The sequence below is a fragment of the Microvirga makkahensis genome (assembly GCF_009830105.1).
Taxonomy (GTDB): Bacteria; Pseudomonadota; Alphaproteobacteria; order Rhizobiales; family Beijerinckiaceae; genus Microvirga; species Microvirga makkahensis.
Genome location: NZ_WURB01000006.1, coordinates 22,138 through 37,677 on the forward strand (window position 1 = coordinate 22,138; position 15,540 = coordinate 37,677).

18 protein-coding genes are annotated in these 15,540 nt (G+C 65.1%); 11 read left to right on the forward strand and 7 right to left on the reverse strand.

Features of this window, described 5'->3' with window-relative positions; all coding sequences use genetic code 11:
- The first annotated feature begins 30 nt into the window (after positions 1-30).
- Positions 31-1,077: a DMT family transporter gene (locus tag GR328_RS10200; RefSeq protein ID WP_160884427.1), complete on the forward strand. Its 1,047-nt coding sequence runs from the start codon at positions 31-33 to the stop codon at positions 1,075-1,077.
- Positions 1,078-1,399: 322 nt separating this feature from the next.
- Here GR328_RS10200 and rho read toward each other — a convergent pair whose 3' ends face one another.
- The 3 genes from rho to hemE all read right to left on the reverse strand — a co-directional run bounded on the left by rho (position 1,400) and on the right by hemE (position 4,434).
- A complete protein-coding gene (gene rho, locus GR328_RS10205) occupies positions 1,400-2,665 on the reverse strand; it encodes a transcription termination factor Rho (protein ID WP_160884428.1) in 1,266 nt (421 codons plus the stop codon).
- Between the two features lie 300 nt (positions 2,666-2,965).
- Positions 2,966-3,388, reverse strand: coding sequence for a protoporphyrinogen oxidase HemJ (gene hemJ / locus GR328_RS10210; protein ID WP_160884641.1), 423 nt, complete (start codon positions 3,386-3,388; stop codon positions 2,966-2,968).
- Positions 3,389-3,396: 8 nt separating this feature from the next.
- Positions 3,397-4,434, reverse strand: a complete 1,038-nt coding sequence (gene hemE / locus GR328_RS10215; RefSeq protein ID WP_160884429.1) for a uroporphyrinogen decarboxylase — start codon at positions 4,432-4,434, stop codon at positions 3,397-3,399.
- A gap of 478 nt (positions 4,435-4,912) precedes the next feature.
- On the opposite strand from hemE, the gene GR328_RS10220 reads away from it, so the two are divergent.
- From GR328_RS10220 to dnaQ, 5 genes are read left to right on the forward strand one after another with little or no spacing between them, the layout of a single operon-like run.
- Positions 4,913-5,746 (forward strand): pyruvate, phosphate dikinase/phosphoenolpyruvate synthase regulator, encoded by an 834-nt coding sequence (locus GR328_RS10220; RefSeq protein WP_160884430.1) that lies wholly within the window; start codon positions 4,913-4,915, stop codon positions 5,744-5,746.
- 4 nt (positions 5,747-5,750) lie between these two features.
- Entirely contained in the window at positions 5,751-6,368 is a 618-nt protein-coding gene (locus GR328_RS10225; RefSeq protein WP_160884431.1) for a Maf family protein, read from the forward strand.
- Positions 6,369-6,380: 12 nt separating this feature from the next.
- Entirely contained in the window at positions 6,381-7,229 is an 849-nt protein-coding gene (locus tag GR328_RS10230) for a shikimate dehydrogenase (protein ID WP_160884432.1), read from the forward strand.
- The gene (gene coaE / locus GR328_RS10235; protein ID WP_160884433.1) at positions 7,226-7,840 is read left to right on the forward strand and encodes a dephospho-CoA kinase; all 615 of its coding nucleotides are present in this window, start codon (positions 7,226-7,228) and stop codon (positions 7,838-7,840) included. Before GR328_RS10230 ends, coaE begins: the two co-directional genes overlap by 4 nt.
- 2 nt (positions 7,841-7,842) lie before the next feature.
- A complete protein-coding gene (dnaQ, locus tag GR328_RS10240) occupies positions 7,843-8,568 on the forward strand; it encodes a DNA polymerase III subunit epsilon (RefSeq protein WP_160884434.1) in 726 nt (241 codons plus the stop codon).
- A 69-nt stretch (positions 8,569-8,637) separates the two neighbouring features.
- Here dnaQ and secB read toward each other — a convergent pair whose 3' ends face one another.
- Entirely contained in the window at positions 8,638-9,123 is a 486-nt protein-coding gene (gene secB, locus GR328_RS10245) for a protein-export chaperone SecB (protein WP_160884435.1), read from the reverse strand.
- A 264-nt stretch (positions 9,124-9,387) separates the two neighbouring features.
- Between secB and GR328_RS10250 the strand changes: the two genes are divergently transcribed.
- The 5 genes from GR328_RS10250 (at position 9,388) to GR328_RS10270 (ending at position 13,505) form a co-directional block, all read left to right on the forward strand.
- Positions 9,388-10,110 (forward strand): Tim44/TimA family putative adaptor protein, encoded by a 723-nt coding sequence (locus GR328_RS10250; protein WP_160884436.1) that lies wholly within the window; start codon positions 9,388-9,390, stop codon positions 10,108-10,110.
- 50 nt (positions 10,111-10,160) lie between these two features.
- Positions 10,161-11,279 carry a murein transglycosylase A gene (mltA, locus tag GR328_RS10255; protein WP_246215799.1) on the forward strand — a complete coding sequence of 373 codons (1,119 nt, stop codon included), beginning with the start codon at positions 10,161-10,163 and terminating at the stop codon, positions 11,277-11,279.
- Positions 11,276-11,851 carry a Smr/MutS family protein gene (locus GR328_RS10260; RefSeq protein WP_160884438.1) on the forward strand — a complete coding sequence of 192 codons (576 nt, stop codon included), beginning with the start codon at positions 11,276-11,278 and terminating at the stop codon, positions 11,849-11,851. Before mltA ends, GR328_RS10260 begins: the two co-directional genes overlap by 4 nt.
- Before the next feature lie 4 nt (positions 11,852-11,855).
- Entirely contained in the window at positions 11,856-12,263 is a 408-nt protein-coding gene (locus GR328_RS10265) for a helix-turn-helix domain-containing protein (protein ID WP_160884439.1), read from the forward strand.
- A 240-nt stretch (positions 12,264-12,503) separates the two neighbouring features.
- Positions 12,504-13,505 (forward strand): adenosine kinase, encoded by a 1,002-nt coding sequence (locus GR328_RS10270; protein WP_160884440.1) that lies wholly within the window; start codon positions 12,504-12,506, stop codon positions 13,503-13,505.
- Between the two features lie 115 nt (positions 13,506-13,620).
- Here the strand turns inward: GR328_RS10270 and GR328_RS10275 are convergent, their stop codons facing one another.
- From GR328_RS10275 to GR328_RS10285, 3 genes are read right to left on the reverse strand one after another with little or no spacing between them, the layout of a single operon-like run.
- The gene (locus tag GR328_RS10275) at positions 13,621-14,139 is read right to left on the reverse strand and encodes a YidH family protein (RefSeq protein WP_160884441.1); all 519 of its coding nucleotides are present in this window, start codon (positions 14,137-14,139) and stop codon (positions 13,621-13,623) included.
- Positions 14,140-14,193: 54 nt separating this feature from the next.
- A complete protein-coding gene (gene coaA / locus GR328_RS10280; RefSeq protein ID WP_160884442.1) occupies positions 14,194-15,168 on the reverse strand; it encodes a type I pantothenate kinase in 975 nt (324 codons plus the stop codon).
- A 34-nt stretch (positions 15,169-15,202) separates the two neighbouring features.
- Positions 15,203-15,523 carry a phosphoribosyl-ATP diphosphatase gene (locus tag GR328_RS10285; RefSeq protein ID WP_160884443.1) on the reverse strand — a complete coding sequence of 107 codons (321 nt, stop codon included), beginning with the start codon at positions 15,521-15,523 and terminating at the stop codon, positions 15,203-15,205.
- Between the last annotated feature and the right edge of the window lie 17 nt (positions 15,524-15,540).

A 15,540-nucleotide genomic window follows, 5' to 3' on the forward strand; every position in this document is an offset into this window, starting at 1 on the left:
TATGCTGAGGATCGTCGATGGAGCTTCATCATGTCACGGCTCTCCGCCGCCGCGCCGCACCCGGCCGTCCGACCTTTCCTCATCGGCTGGCTCGCGGCCCTAGCCACCGTCACGATCTGGGCCTTCTGGATCGTGGGCACACGCCATGCGGTGACGAATCATCTGCCTCCCGCCGCCATCGGCCTCCTGCGATTCGGGATGCCGGCTCTCCTGCTCGCCCCGATCCTCTGGCGCATCGGCCCGTTCCCGATGGGGCTCACGCTCCTGAAAGGCCTAGGCCTCCTCGCCTCTGGCGCGCCCTTCTTCCTGGTCGTGGCCCTGGGAATGAAATTCGCTCCGGCGGCGGAGATCGGCCCGCTCCTGCCCGGCACGATGCCGCTCTTCGTCGCCGCGATCGGCCGTCTTTGCTTTCGCGAGCGCCTAGACGGCGTCCGGGTTTTCGGCTTCGTGCTCGTTCTGGCTGGCATCCTCTGCATCGGCGGGTCCGGATTGCTCTTCTCCGGCAGCGGCGCATGGCGCGGACATCTGCTGCTGCTGGGCGGTGCCTTCCTCTGGGGAATCTACACCCATGCCTATCGCCGAAGCGGATTGTCCGCCCTGCAGGCTGCTGCCTTCACCGGCTTCTGGTCCTTCCTGATCCTGATCCCGTTCGGCGCTCCTCCCCTGCTCGCGGCCGCCAAGGACGGGCTCGGCGGGACGATCGTCGCGCAGGCGCTCCTTCAGGGCTTTCTGTCGGGCATCGCCGGGCTTGTGCTCTATAGCATTGCCGTCGACCGGCTCGGTGCCTCAAGAGCCGCGGCCTTATCGCCTCTGTCCATCGTGCTGGCGGCTCTCATCGCCGGTCCCGCGCTCGGAGAGATTCCGGGTCCGGCCGCCGTGGCCGGCATCGTTCTAGCGACCCTGGGCGTTGTGTTCGCGAGCGGCATTCGCCGCCCACCCTCGCGACGCGCCGCAGAAGTCGTGAATACAGGAGAGCCGATGTTCCTTTTTTTCTCGAACCGGTTGGGATGCGCAGGCTCGCTCCTGATCTCCGCCGCCATCACCCTGCTCATCCTGTTCCTGATGGACGTGATCTAGGGCATGGCAAGGATCCACGGGGCCACGTCAGTGACAAGTGAACCCGGTTTTTTCCGCCGGCTCCTCCACGTCGTCCCCGGCCTCGTGCCGGCGATCCCGACTTGTGGAACGTCGCACCTTTCCTCATCGGGATGACCGGGACCGATCCCAGGATCGAGTCCGGGGACGGCCATGACACGATGCTCTCGTCCCGGAAAGGAGAATCGGGTCGACTCCGAAAGGGCAAGTCCGCTTTCACGTCCGATGCTACTGACACCCAACGAAAAACCCCATCCTCCGCGCGGAGAATGGGGTCCTCATTCTGCAGATTGAGGCCTGCGCCTCAGGTATTCATCGAGTCGAAGAATTCCTGGTTCGACTTGGTCTGGCGCAGCTTGTCGAGCAGGAACTCGATAGCGTCCACCGTGCCCATCGGGTTGAGGATGCGGCGTAGGACGTACATCTTCTTGAGCGTGTCGCTCGGCACAAGCAGCTCCTCTTTACGGGTGCCCGAGCGAGTGATGTCGATGGCCGGGAAGGTACGCTTGTCGGCGACCTTGCGGTCAAGGATGATTTCCGAGTTGCCGGTGCCCTTGAACTCCTCGAAGATCACCTCGTCCATACGCGAGCCGGTATCGATCAGCGCCGTGGCGATGATGGTGAGGGATCCGCCCTCCTCGATGTTGCGCGCCGCGCCGAAGAAGCGCTTCGGGCGCTGCAGGGCGTTGGCGTCGACGCCGCCGGTGAGCACCTTGCCGGAGGATGGCACCACAGTGTTGTAGGCGCGGCCTAGACGGGTGATCGAATCGAGCAGGATGACCACGTCACGGCCATGCTCCACGAGGCGCTTGGCCTTCTCGATCACCATCTCGGCCACCTGCACGTGGCGGGTGGCGGGCTCGTCGAAGGTGGAGGCCACGACCTCGCCCTTCACGGAGCGTTGCATGTCGGTCACTTCCTCCGGGCGCTCGTCGATGAGCAGCACGATGAGGTAGCACTCGGGATGATTCGTGGTGATCGACTGCGCCACGTTCTGCATCAGCACCGTCTTACCGGTGCGCGGCGGGGCGACGATAAGAGCGCGCTGGCCCTTACCGATGGGCGAAACGATGTCGATGATGCGCGGGGAGAAATCCTTGCGCGTCGGATCGTCGATCTCGAGCTTGAAGCGCTCGGTGGGAAAGAGCGGCGTCAGGTTGTCGAAATGGACTTTGTGCCGGATCTTCTCGGGATCCTCGAAATTGATCGTGTTGACCTTCAGCAGGGCGAAATAGCGCTCACCCTCCTTCGGGCCCCGGATCGGACCGTCCACCGTGTCGCCGGTGCGAAGGCCGAAGCGGCGGATCTGGGACGGCGAGACATAGATGTCGTCCGGTCCCGGCAGGTAGTTGGAATCGGCCGAGCGGAGGAAGCCGAAGCCGTCCTGCAGCACCTCGACCACGCCCGCGCCGATGATCTCGACCTCGCGCGCCGCAAGCTGCTTGAGAATGGCGAACATGAGCTCCTGCTTGCGCATGGTGCTCGCGTTCTCGACCTCGAGCTCCTCGGCGAAGGCGATGAGTTCAGTGGGGGATTTCGACTTGAGATCTTGAAGTTTGATTTCCCTCATCGGGGAACACTCTCGGGGTAAATGCGCGAATGAAAAAGCTGCGCAGGGGAGATCAGGGGAACGGTCGACAGGGCCGCTCAGTTCACGAGGGTGACTTGAGAGAGCCCTGTGGGGCCCGGGCAGCGCAACCTGTCTTTTATGGAAGAGGATTTCCTTATAACCGGGTTCGCCGACGATCTCAAGTCCCGTGTGAATAACCCTTTTGAGACGGTCATCCGAAAACCCGGACTCAAGGCTTCCCCGTCAGGACCGGGCCAGAGGCGGGGATCCCCGGCACAGAGCCGGGATGACGGCGAAAACTCAAAAAGGCTTCACGATCACGAGGATCACGATGCCGATCATCAGCACCGTCGGCACCTCGTTGAGAATGCGGTAGTATTTCGCGGGCCGGGTGTTCTTGTCGGCGGCGAATTCCTTCAGGCGGCGCACATAGACGCCGTGAACGCCCGAGAGGATCAGCACGAGGGCGACCTTCGCGTGGAGCCAGCCGGAGGCGTACCAGCCGCCGTCCCAGATCATGTAGAGGCCGAGCACCCAGGTCACGACCATCGCCGGGTTGATGATGGCCTTCAGGAGCCTCCTTTCCATGATCTTGAAGGTCTCGGACTGGATCGAGCCCTTCGGCGCGTCGCAGTGATAGACGAAGAGGCGCGGCAGATAGAGCATGCCCGCCATCCAGGCGATGACGGCCATGACATGGAACGCCTTGATCCAGAGATACAGCATGGTTTTCAAGCCCCCCGTACGCGAGCGATCATCTGCTCCACATGGGCGACCGGCGTCTCCGGCAGGATGCCGTGGCCGAGGTTGAAGATGTGCGGGTGACCGCGCACCGCCCCGAGAATGTGATCGATCCCCCGCTCCATCGGCTCACCCCCGGCGATCAGGGCGAGAGGATCGAGATTGCCCTGGGTCGCGACGGTGCCCGGCAGGGTGGGCAGCACTTGCGCCGGATCCAGCGTCCAGTCCAGCGCGAGCGCATCGCCGATCCCGGCCGAGGCGAAGCGGTGAAGATTCGCGCCACCGCCGCGCACGAACACGATGGCCTTGGCCTGGGGCCGGGCGGCCTTCAGGCCCTCCACCATGCGGCGGATCGGGTTCAGCGAGAGACGGTCGAAGAGAGCGGGCGGGAGCGCCGCGCCGAAGCTCTCGAAGATCTGGACCGCTTCCGCGCCTGCATCGATCTGGCGGATAAGATAGCCGGTGGAGGCCTGCACCAGCTTTTCGATGAGCGCGTCCATGAAGGCCGGGTTCCGATAGGCGGTGAGCCGGGCGGGAGCCTGATCCGGGGTGCCCTTTCCGGCGATCATGTAGCTCGCCACGGTCCAGGGCGCCCCGCAGAAGCCGAGAAGGGTGGTCTCCTTGGGCAAGGACTGCTTGAGGCGGTCCAGGGTCTCGAAGACCGGATTGAGCCGCTCCAACGGCAGCTCGTCGGCTAGCTTCGCAAGATCCGTCTCCGAAGTGATGGGATCGAGCTTCGGACCCTCGTTCTCGACGAATCGCACGTCCTGCCCGAGCGCATGGGGGATGACCAGGATGTCGGAGAACAGGATCGAGGCGTCGAAGCCGAAGCGGCGGATCGGCTGAAGAGTGACTTCCTCGGCAAGGCGCGGTGTGTAGCAGAGATCCAGGAAGGAGCCCGCCTGTTTCCGGGTCTCCCGGTATTCAGGCAGATAGCGGCCGGCCTGGCGCATGATCCAGATCGGCAGAGGCCAGACCGGTTCGCCGTTCAACACGCGGAGGATTGCTTTGGTGGGACGCTCGCTCACAGGCCCTCTCAAATAAGAATAAGTTTTGAATCTAAGAATCTGATGTTTCTCTTGGGCCGTGAATCGCAAAGCCGCAACCCCGTCCACAAGCCTTCCACACGGACCGCCACGTTAAGTGTTCGTTAACGGATGAGGCCGATCCGCCTCAATCCTTTCGGAATTCTTAAACCTTAACAGCCCGTTAAGAAAGTTGAACGGAACCTTAACGCTGGCCGCGGGGGTGATTCGTGCCGGATTCTCCCAGACGTGCGGATTCGGACTCGCACAAGAAGCTCCCCTGTTGATGGTTGTCGTGACAGATCACAGGCCCCTGCCCTGGACCTCGGACAGGAGCCGTTCTATCCACATCTATCGACTCCTTTGCGCATCGTGCGAGAAAGCGGATCCGGTTCTCGAACGATGCGCGGATTGACCAGAGAGCAGCGGATGGGTCCTCCACGCGAGGCTGCCTTTCGATCCGAGGCTCGGGAGAACCGCCGTGCCGGGACGCAGCTATTTCCATCTCCATCTCGTCTCCGACTCGACGGGCGAGACCCTGATCACCGTCGCCCGTGCGGTGGTCGCGCAATATGAAGGCGTCGCCGCCATCGAGCATGTCTATCCCCTGGTGCGCTCCACCACCCAGCTCGAGCGCGTGCTGAGCGAGATCGAGAGTGCCCCTGGCATCGTCCTCTATACTCTCGTGGACCAGGACCTCACGACCCGCCTCGAGGAGGTCTGCCGTGCGACAGGCTCTCCGTATCTCTCCGTGCTCGAACCCGTGCACCGGATGATCTCCTCCTATCTCGGCACGCATTCCACGGCCCGGCCCGGCGCGCAGCACATGCTGAACGCGGAGTATTTCAAGCGCATCGACGCCATGAACTTCACCCTCCTCCACGACGACGGACACCTGCCCGAGGACCTGGACGAGGCGGATGTGATCCTCATGGGCGTGAGCCGGACCTCGAAGACGCCGACGGCGATCTATCTCGCCAACCGCGGACTGAAGACGGCGAATTTTCCCCTCGTTCCCGGCATGCCGATGCCGCCCAAGCTCGAGGCGGCGAAAAAAGCGCTCATCGTGGGTCTCGTCGCCACGCCCGAACGCATCGTGCAGATTCGGCAGAACCGCCTGCTCAGCCTGAACGCGGACGATGACACCTCATATGTGGACCGCGAAGCGGTCGCGGAGGAGATCGCGGCCTCGCGCCGTCTGTTCGCGCGCCACGGCTGGCCGGTGATCGACGTGACGCGCCGCTCCATCGAGGAGACCGCGGCCGCGATCCTCGATCTCTATCGCGACCATCGCATGAAATTCATCGCGGAGTAGCCACATGCCCGCGCTCTGGACCCCATCCGAAAAGCTTCTCCTGGCTTCCACCAGCGCAACGCGCCTCACGCTGCTCGTGAGCGCGGGTCTCTCCGTCGAAACGCAAGCCGCAGGCGTCGACGAGAGGGCAGTGGAGGCAGCGGCCCGGAGCGAGGGCCTCGATCCGCCGGCGCTGGCGGCGCGCCTGGCCGCCGAGAAGGCGCTCGCCGTAAGCCGCCGCCATCCCGAGCGCATCGTGCTCGGGGCCGACCAGGTTCTCGCCTGCGGTTCGGCGATGTTCCACAAGGTGGCAAATCGCGAGGCCGCGCGCCGCCAGCTTCAGGCTCTCTCCGGGAAAAGCCACGCCCTTCATTCCGCCGGAGCACTCGCCATCGGCGGCGGGGTGGTGGAGAGCTTCGTGGCCACCGCCATCCTGGCCATGCGGCCGCTCACGGAGGAGGCCATCGACCTTTACCTGGATCTCGCCGGTCCTGCGGTGCTCCACAGCGTCGGCGTCTATCATTACGAAGGCCTCGGGGTTCATCTGTTCGATTCCGTGGAAGGCGATCACTCCACCATCCTGGGACTTCCCCTGCTTCCGCTCCTGTCGGCGCTGCGCCGCCTCGGCTGTCTTGCTCTTTAGGACCACACGATCATGACGAAGGCCTTCATCGTCGGCCATCCGGTCAGGCACTCCCGCTCGCCGCTCATTCACGGCTATTGGCTGAAGCAGCACGGGATCAGCGGCTCCTATGAGCGGATCGACGTGGAACCTGTGAATTTCGGGAAATTTCTTGAAACCTTTCATGAGCGGGGCTTTGCCGGCGGAAATGTCACAATCCCGCACAAGGAGGCGGCCTTCGCCGGTGTTGCGCGTAGAACCGAGCGTGCGGAGCGCCTGGGCGCCGTGAACACGCTCTGGATCGAGAAGGGTGTGCTGTGGGGCGACAACACGGACGTCGCTGGCTTCATGGCCAATCTCGACCTGAGCCTGGGGACAGGCTGGGATCAGGATGTGGATACTGCTCTCGTTCTGGGCGCGGGAGGTGCGGCGCGCGGCATCGTCGCGGGCCTGCAGGATCGCCCCTTGCGGAGAATTCTCGTCGCCAACCGCACCCTCTCGAAGGCGCAGGACCTGGTACACGGTCTCGCAGGGTATGGCCCGGCGAAACTCGAGGCCCTCGCCTGGGAGGATCTCGATCGCGCGATTCCGGGGTCGCAGCTCATCGTCAACACCACATCGCTCGGTATGACGGGTCAGCCTCCGCTGACTCTCGATCTCGCCGGGGCGCCGGGCCGCGCCATCGTCACGGACATCGTCTATGCTCCCCTGCGCACGCCGCTTCTCGCCACCGCCGAGGCCCGCGGCCTGCGGACGGTCGACGGTCTGGGAATGCTGCTGCACCAGGCGGTGCCCGGTTTCGAGCGCTGGTTCGGCATAAGGCCCGAGGTGACGCCCGAATTGCGCGCGCTAATCGTTGCCGATATCGGAGGCTCGAAATGACCTTCGTGCTCGGGCTCACCGGCTCCATCGGCATGGGGAAATCGGCCACCGCCGGTCTTTTCCGGCGTCTCGGCGTTCCGGTTCACGATGCGGACGCGGCCGTCCACGCGCTCTATCGCGGGCGCGCTGCGCCGCTGATCGGAAAAGCTTTTCCCGGCACCGTCACAGACGGTGCGGTGGATCGCCGCAAGCTCGGCGGGGCGGTGCTCAACGACGAGGACAAATTGAAGCGGCTGGAGAGCATCGTGCACCCCCTCGTGCGCGAGGAGGAAGAAAACTTTCTCCGGACGATTGCCGCGGCCGCCCCTCTCGCGGTGCTCGACATCCCGCTCCTCCTCGAGACCGGCAGCGACGCGCGCTGCGATGCGGTTCTCGTCGTCACGGCGCCTGCCGACGTGCAGCGCGCGCGGGTGATGGCGCGGCCCGCCATGACGGAAGAGACCTTTAACGCCATTCTGCGTAAACAGTTGCCGGATGCGCAAAAGCGCGCCCGCGCCCATTTTCTTGTCGATACGAGCCGTGGCTTCGCTTCCGCCGAAGCCCAGGTCAGGTCCATTCTGTCCTGCCTGGCAGGCCGTCCGGGCCGCCGTAGTCTTGCAAAGAGTGTTTGACGATGCTGCGAGAGATCGTTCTCGATACAGAAACCACCGGAACCGACCACGCCAAGGGTGACCGGATCATCGAAATCGGCTGCGTCGAGCTCTTCAACCACATCCCGACGGGCAAGAGCTACCACGTCTACATCAACCCGGAATGCCCGGTGTCGCCAGGCGCCTTCGCGGTGCACGGATTGAGTGACGAGTTCCTGGCGGACAAGCCGGTCTTCGGTTCCATCGTCGAGGAGTTCTACGAGTTCATCCGCGGTGCGCGGCTCGTCATCCACAACGCCGCCTTCGACATCGGCTTCATCAATGCGGAATTCGCGCGCACCGGCCATCCGGCGATCGATCTGGCGGATGTGGTCGACACGCTCATCATGGCGCGCCGGAAGCATCCGGGGGCCGCCAACAACCTCGACGCGCTCTGCTCGCGCTATGGCATCGACAATTCCAAGCGTACCAAGCATGGTGCCTTGCTCGACGCCGAGATCCTGGCCGAGGTCTATATCGAGCTGATCGGCGGCCGGCAGGTGGGATTCGATCTCACCGCTCAGCCCGTGAGGAGCCTCGGCCCCGCCATCCGCACCGATGCGGCCGCAGCGCGGGAGGGCAAGCCTCGCCCCACGATTTCGCGCCTGACGGATGCGGAACGCGCCGCCCATGCGGCCTTCGTCGAGCAGCTCGGGCCGAATGCTCTCTGGCGCGAGTATCTCGGCGAGGACGCGCCGGAAGCTTCCTGAGAATCGACGCAAAACAAAAGGCGGAGCAGTCGCCCGCTCCGCCTCCGCTCATCCGAAGACCGGACCCTCTTATGACAGGGTCTGACCGCCCTGCTGGTCCTGAAGTTCGGACGCGCGCTGACGGTAGAGAGCCACGAAATCGATCGGGTCGATGTACAGGGGCGGGAAGCCGCCGTTGCGCACCGCGTCCGCGACGATCTGGCGGGCGAAGGGGAAGAGCAGGCGCGGGCACTCGATCATCACGACCGGATGCAGCTGCTCCTGCGGGATGTTCTGCACGCGGAACACGCCCGAATAGGTGAGCTCGAAGGCGAACAGCACATCGTTGCCGGCCTTGGCATTTCCCTCGAGGGTGAGATCCACCTCGAAATCGGCTTCCGCCAGCTGCTTGGCGTTCACGTTGACCTGCAGGTTGATCTGCGGGCCTTCGGATTGCTGCTGCAGGGAGCGGGGGGCGTTGGGATTCTCGAACGAGAAATCCTTGCAGTACTGCGCGAGGGCGTTCAGCGCGGGCATGCCGCCGGGCGCTCCGTTGTTTGCCGGGTTATCGGCCATGGTTTCATGCTCCGAAGAGAGGTGAATCGGTCGACCCGGACGGGGCGCTTCTAGTCTTGAAGGCACCTGATCGGCAACGGGCCACGGATTCCCGCGCTATCATGTTTCCGGCTCGGGAGGCAAGTTTGCGAGTCTCCTTCGCTTGTCGCGGGAAGAGGTGGATGTTACGACCGAAGAACCCCATATGCAAAGAAACACATCCTCTTACCTCGGGGTGACACCCGGCGCCAGCTGGGCTTCCGGCAGGCTGACAACGGACCGACGATGCAGGATTCCTTCGACATCACGACCCTCATTTTCATCGTTCTCGCCATCTTCGTGATCTGGCGCCTCCGATCGGTGCTTGGACAGAAGACCGGCAGCGAGCAGCCGCCCTTCGATCCCCTGTCCCGCCGGGATGCGCCCCTGCGCCCGGGCAATGCGGCGTCCGAGACCGATCACAACGTCGTGCGTCTTCCCGGTCCCAACGGCGCCCGTCCTGCGGCCGAGAGTCAGACTGCTGAGCGCTGGAAGGGTTTTGCCGAGCCCGGAACGCCCACGGCCGCGGCCCTCGACAGCATCGCCCGCGCCGAGCCCGGTTTCGACCCCTCCGATTTCCTCGAGGGTGCCAAGAGCGCCTACGAGATGATCGTCACCGCTTTTGCGGTGGGCGACCGCAAGACGCTGAAGGATCTTCTCTCCCGCGAGGTCTACGAGGGATTCGAGCGCGCCATCACGGAGCGCGAGCAGCGCGGCGAACGCGTTGAAACCACCTTCGTCTCCATCGACAAGGCCGAGATGGCCGGAGCGGAGGTCCACGGCAGGACCGCGCAGGTCATCGTGCGCTTCGTCTCGCAGCTGATCACCGTTACCCGCGACGCTTCCGGCACCGTCGTCGACGGAAGCCCGGATCAGGTGGCCGAAGTCACCGACGTGTGGACCTTCGCCCGCCAGCTCGGAAGCCGGGATCCCAATTGGCAGCTCGTGGCGACCGAAGCGGGGCAATGAGGCATGCCGGGCGAGCCCTTCTCGCGTGCCTTATCGCCTGGATTCTGACCATGCCGGAGGGGGAAGCTGCATCCCGTCTGGCGGGTCAGGCGCGTCTTGAGGCCCTGTCCTTCGACGATCTCGACGCCTGGGCGGATGACGATCATGCCGCCGCCTTCAGGGCTTTCCTACGTTCCTGCCGCGCGCTCGATGCGCGCGCCGCCGAATTGAGACCGGCGCAGGCGCCGGAGCGCGATCTCCTCGCCATCTGCCGCGTCGCCTTGAAAGACCCGGACCTGCCGCGTCCCGAAGCCCGCCGGTTCTTCGAGACGCATTTCCGGCCCTTCGCCGTCGTTCCCCATTCCAGCCAGGGCTTTCTCACCGGCTATTACGAACCCGAGTTCCAGGGCTCGCGCACGCCCGATTCCCGCTACCGGTTTCCCCTGCTCGCAAGACCCGACGATCTCGTCACGATCCCGCAAGGCGAAAGCCTGCCCGGCATCGGCAAGGGACTCCAGGCCGCCCGGCGGACGGAGCAAGGCTATGAGCCCTACCCGGACCGCGCCGCCATCGAGGACGGGGCGCTGGGCTCGCAGGCCAAGCCCATCGTCTACCTTCGCGAGCCGGGCGAGGCCTTCATCATCCATGTGCAGGGCTCCTCCCGCATCCGGCTCACCGACGGCTCGGTGATGCGCGTGGCCTATGCGGGTCGCAACGGACGTCCCTATACCTCTATTGGGCGCGTGCTGGTGCAGCGAGGCGAGATGGATCTCGAATCCATGACGCTCGCCAGGCTCATGGGCTGGCTGAAGGACAATCCCGGCCCTGCCAGAGAGCTGATGCGGCAGAATCAGTCCTATATCTTCTTCCGCGAGGCGGACGAGCTCGCACCCGGGGACGGACCCATCGGCGGTGCAGGCTTCCCCTTGGTGCCGGGCCGGAGCCTTGCCGTCGACCGCCAGCTCTGGGCCTATGGTCTGCCCTTCTGGCTAGAGGGCCGATTGCCCCTCACCCTCGACAGATCCGAGCCCCTGCGCCGCCTCATGATCGCGCATGATACGGGCTCGGCCATCGTCGGTCCCGCGCGAGGCGATTTCTTCTTCGGCAGCGGCGAGGAAGCGGGCAACCGCGCAGGCCTGCTGCGCCACGCCGCGCGCTTCGTCGTGCTCATGCCCAAAGCCCAGCGATGACCAAGCGCCGCCGTACACGTCAGCTCAGCGCAGAGGAGCGGCGGCTCTGGTCGCATGTGGCCCGTCATGTGAAGCCCATGAAGGGAAAGGCGCTGCCGCCCGAGCCCGAGCCGGAGGAAGGGACCGCGACAGCCCCTGCCCCGCAGGTATCCCTGTCGCCTCCCCCGTCCCTGCAAGCGCTTCCGCCCCAGCCGAAGAAACCCGCAATTCCGCCGCTCGCTCCGGTGGAGCGCAAGACACTGACCGCCCTGCGCCGGGGGCGGAAGGACGTGGACGGCGTCATCGACCTCCACGGCATGCGCCAGGAGGAGGCGCATTTTGCGCTCATCGGCTTCCTGCACCGGGCGCAGCATTCGGGCCACGGCCTCGTGCTCGTCATTACCGGGAAGGGCGGAGCCTCCGCCAGAGGCGGGATGTTCGAGGAGCGCGGCGTGCTTCGCCGCATGGTGCCCCACTGGCTGCGGCTGCCGGACCTGAGATCTCTTGTGATCGGCTTCGAGGAAGCCTCTCCCCAACATGGCGGTTCTGGTGCACTTTATGTGAGGCTCCGCCGCAGGCAGGGCGCGGGATGATCACATGACCCCCTTTGGCGAACGTGTGCGGCAGCTGCGCCGCGAACGCGGATTGATGTTGAAGGACATGGCGGCCCATCTGGGCGTGTCGAGCGCCTATCTCTCGGCGCTGGAGCGCGGCGAGCGGGGCAAGCCAACCTGGACGCTGCTGCAGGGCGTGCTGCAATATTTCCACATCATCTGGGACGAGGCCGACGAGCTCACGCGGCTCGCCGATCTCTCCGACCCGCGCGTGAAGATCGACACCGCCCGGGCCGATCCCAAGGCGACGCTTCTCGCCAACCGCCTCGCCCGCGAGATCCGCAATCTCTCCGAGGGCGACCTCGAGGACATGCTCGCCATCCTCGATCACGCTCAAGGCCGCGAGCGCCGCGCCCCCGTGGCGATCCAGGCGGTGCAGGATGCCGTGTGAGGGCCGGTCTCGTCCCGGCCATCGCGTTCCGAAATGCGCGGCACTTCAAAACTCCGGGATCACCGGCATGAGCCCAGCGATGATACGATCCTACCGGATGAGCCGCTGATCGGGTCACACGGCCCCCGCCCTCCTGCGGCGAGGGGAAATCCAGCGACGCTCCCGCACCGGGAAGGTTCTTGACCGCTCGGGTCGGGAATGCCAAAGCGCCCTTGATCCCCTCCAACATCGTGGTTGTTCATGTCCCAGACCCGCATCGACGTGCTCACGCTCGGCAACGCCATCGTTGACGTGCTCGCCCATACCGACGAGGCCTTCCTGCTCCAGAAGAAGGTGCACAAGGGCGCCATGCAGCTCATCGACGAGGCCCGCGCGGAGGAGCTCTATCGCGACATGGGACCCGCCATCATCGTGTCCGGCGGCTCCGGCGCCAACACGGCGGCGGGCGTGGCTTCCCTCGGCGTGAAGGCGGGCTTCATCGGAAAGGTGAAGAACGATGAGACCGGCAGGCTTTTCGCGCACGATCTCAATGCCATCGATGTGCACTATGACGTGAAGCCCGCAGAGGGCGGCCCCGCGACCGCCCGCAGCTTCATCCTGGTGACGCCGGACGGCGAGCGTACCATGAACACCTATCTCGGAGCCTGCCAGAACCTCACGCCCGACGACGTGAACCCGGACACGGTGCGCGCTTCGAGCATCGTCTATCTCGAAGGCTATCTGTGGGATCCGCCGGCCGCGAAGGAGGCCTTCCGCAAGGCCGTGCGGATCGCGCACGAGGCGGGCAACAAGGTGGCGCTGACCCTCTCCGACGCCTTCTGCGTCGACCGCTACCGCGACGAGTTCCTGGGCCTCATGCGCGACGGGAGCCTCGACATCCTCTTCGCCAATATCCACGAGCTGCAGAGCCTCTACGGCACGTCCTCGCCTGAGAGCGCGCTGGCGGCTCTGCGCGAGGAAAATCTGCTCGGCGTCATCACCCGCTCGGAGGAAGGGGCCATGGTGGTCAGCCGCGGCGAGACTCTGGCCGTTCCCGCGTTCCCCGTGGAGCGCGTGGTGGATACCACCGGCGCGGGCGATCTCTTCGCCTCCGGCTTCCTGGCTGGTCTCGTGCAGAACCTGGAGCTGGTCGATTGCGCCCGCCTCGGCGGCCTGGCGGCGGCGGAGATTATCAGCCATCTCGGTGCCCGCCCCCAGGCCAACCTGCGAGAGCTGGCGCAGCAGGAAGGCTTGCTGGGGTAAGCCACCCTGCGTCATGGCCGGGCTCGTCCCGGCCATCCCGATCCGGATGGGTGCGGCACCTCAGGCAATCAGGATCACCGGCACAGGGCCGGTGATGACGAATGAAAGATTTCTCTCATCCGCCCGTCCGCCCGAACCAGAGCCCGAACAGGGCTGCGAGGGACACCAGCGCCAGAAAGCCGTTGAAGATCAAGAAGAGAGAAGGCGGGATGCGCTGGACGTCCGGCTGCGGCGGCTGCGATCCCGTGAACAGCTGGCGCCAGACGGCGGCGGCGAAGCAGAAGGCGCTGAACAGCACCAGCACGGAGCCGGTGGAGACGATCATCCAGTCCGGCACCACGCCTTCCAAGAGCTTCTTCGCGCCGATGCCGGAGGCGAGCGCAGCAAGACCCGTGCGCACCCAGGCCGCATAGGTACGCTCGGCGGCGAAGACGGTGCGGTTGGCAGCCAGTTCCGTACGCCGGTCGGCGCTGTCTTTCAGCTGGACGGTGGCCTTGGCTGTGGTCTTCGCCGCGGATTGGGTCCGTTCGGCGGCTTCTTGCGTGTTCTCCGCCGCTTCCTGGGTCTGCTCCGCGGCCTCCTTCGCATGCTCGGCGCTGCGCTTGAGCTTTTCCTCGACTGGTGGCGTGGGCATGGCTCCTCCATTGAACGGAGGAACAACGCTCAAGATTGCGAAAAAGGTCGGCGCTCAAAGACGCCGCAGCGCCACGGTCTCGATCCGGTGGCTCGCGCCCTTCGTGAGGATCAGGCTCGCACGCTGGCGGGTGGGCACGATGTTCTCGCGAAGGTTCGGCAGGTTGATGCGGTTCCACAATCCGTCGGCGATTCCGATGGCCTCCTCTTCGGAGATTTCCGCATAGCGGCGGAAGTAGGAGAGCGGATCGCGGAAGGCCGTGTGGCGAAGCCTCAGGAACCGGTTCACGTACCAGCGGTGCAGATCCTCCTCGTCGGCGTCGATATAGACCGAGAAGTCGAAGAAGTCGGATACGAAGGGAATGGCCGTGCCGTCCTTCGGGAGGCGCGCGGGCTGGAGCACGTTGAGCCCTTCGACGATGAGGATGTCCGGACGGTCGACATTGGTCTCCTCGCCCGGCACGACGTCATAGACCAGATGCGAATAGAGCGGCGCCTTCACGTTGCGCTTGCCCGCCTTGATATCGGCGAGGAAGTGAAGGAGCTTGCCGGTGTCGTAGCTCTCCGGGAAGCCCTTCCGCTCCATCAGGCCGAGCCGCGTCAGCTCCGCATTGGACAGAAGGAAGCCGTCCGTGGTGATGAGGTCCACCTTCGGAGTATTGGGCCAGCGGGCGAGAAGGGCTTTGAGCACGCGCGCCGTGGTGGACTTGCCCACCGCGACGGAGCCCGCGACGCCGATGATGTAGGGCACCTTGGCTTCCTGCTCGGCGAGAAGGAAGCGCTGTGTGGCCCTGAACAGTCCTTGCGTCGCCGCCACATAGAGCGAGAGCAGCCGCGAGAGCGGAAGGTAGATCGCCGCCACCTCGTCCAGGGAGATCGGGTCGTTGAGGGATTGCAGCTGCACCACCTCGTCGGCGGTCAGCGTCATGGGGGCGTCGGCGCGCAGCCTCGCCCATTCGTCCCGCGTGAACGTGCGATAGGGCGAGAGGCCGTCATCGGCCTGAGGCGAAACCACGTTGGGCTGGTCCATGCGAGCCCCCTTGCTGTGACGTCGCGACGTCAGGTCACGACTTGCGCGCGGCCTTCTCGGCAAGCCCCGATTGCGCGGTGCGGCGTTCCAATTCGGCCATCACGTCACTTAGCGGAATATCCGCGCCCTGCAACACGACCAAAAGATGATACAGCACATCCGCCGCCTCGGCCGTGAGGTTCTGCCGGTCGCGCTGGACGGCGGCGAGCGCCGCCTCCACCGCCTCTTCGCCGAGTTTCTTGGCCGCTTTCGCCGGGCCCTCGCTGAGGAGCTTTGCCGTATAGGATTCGGATGCGGGCGCCGCGGCGCGTTGCGCCACGATGCGGGCGAGATCGTCGAGCGTGAAGGTGGTCATGACTCCGTTCCGTCCGG

Excerpts from the sequence above, each read along its gene's own strand:
- GR328_RS10200 (WP_160884427.1), top strand. The coding sequence starts at position 31 with ATGTCACGGCTCTCCGCCGCCGCGCCGCACCCGGCCGTCCGACCTTTC.
- rho (WP_160884428.1), bottom strand. The coding sequence starts at position 2,665 with ATGAGGGAAATCAAACTTCAAGATCTCAAGTCGAAATCCCCCACTGAA.
- GR328_RS10225 (WP_160884431.1), top strand. The coding sequence starts at position 5,751 with ATGCCCGCGCTCTGGACCCCATCCGAAAAGCTTCTCCTGGCTTCCACC.
- GR328_RS10230 (WP_160884432.1), top strand. The coding sequence starts at position 6,381 with ATGACGAAGGCCTTCATCGTCGGCCATCCGGTCAGGCACTCCCGCTCG.
- coaE (WP_160884433.1), top strand. The coding sequence starts at position 7,226 with ATGACCTTCGTGCTCGGGCTCACCGGCTCCATCGGCATGGGGAAATCG.
- dnaQ (WP_160884434.1), top strand. The coding sequence starts at position 7,843 with ATGCTGCGAGAGATCGTTCTCGATACAGAAACCACCGGAACCGACCAC.
- secB (WP_160884435.1), bottom strand. The coding sequence starts at position 9,123 with ATGGCCGATAACCCGGCAAACAACGGAGCGCCCGGCGGCATGCCCGCG.
- GR328_RS10250 (WP_160884436.1), top strand. The coding sequence starts at position 9,388 with ATGCAGGATTCCTTCGACATCACGACCCTCATTTTCATCGTTCTCGCC.
- mltA (WP_246215799.1), top strand. The coding sequence starts at position 10,161 with ATGCCGGAGGGGGAAGCTGCATCCCGTCTGGCGGGTCAGGCGCGTCTT.
- GR328_RS10260 (WP_160884438.1), top strand. The coding sequence starts at position 11,276 with ATGACCAAGCGCCGCCGTACACGTCAGCTCAGCGCAGAGGAGCGGCGG.
- GR328_RS10265 (WP_160884439.1), top strand. The coding sequence starts at position 11,856 with ATGACCCCCTTTGGCGAACGTGTGCGGCAGCTGCGCCGCGAACGCGGA.
- GR328_RS10270 (WP_160884440.1), top strand. The coding sequence starts at position 12,504 with ATGTCCCAGACCCGCATCGACGTGCTCACGCTCGGCAACGCCATCGTT.
- GR328_RS10275 (WP_160884441.1), bottom strand. The coding sequence starts at position 14,139 with ATGCCCACGCCACCAGTCGAGGAAAAGCTCAAGCGCAGCGCCGAGCAT.
- coaA (WP_160884442.1), bottom strand. The coding sequence starts at position 15,168 with ATGGACCAGCCCAACGTGGTTTCGCCTCAGGCCGATGACGGCCTCTCG.
- GR328_RS10285 (WP_160884443.1), bottom strand. The coding sequence starts at position 15,523 with ATGACCACCTTCACGCTCGACGATCTCGCCCGCATCGTGGCGCAACGC.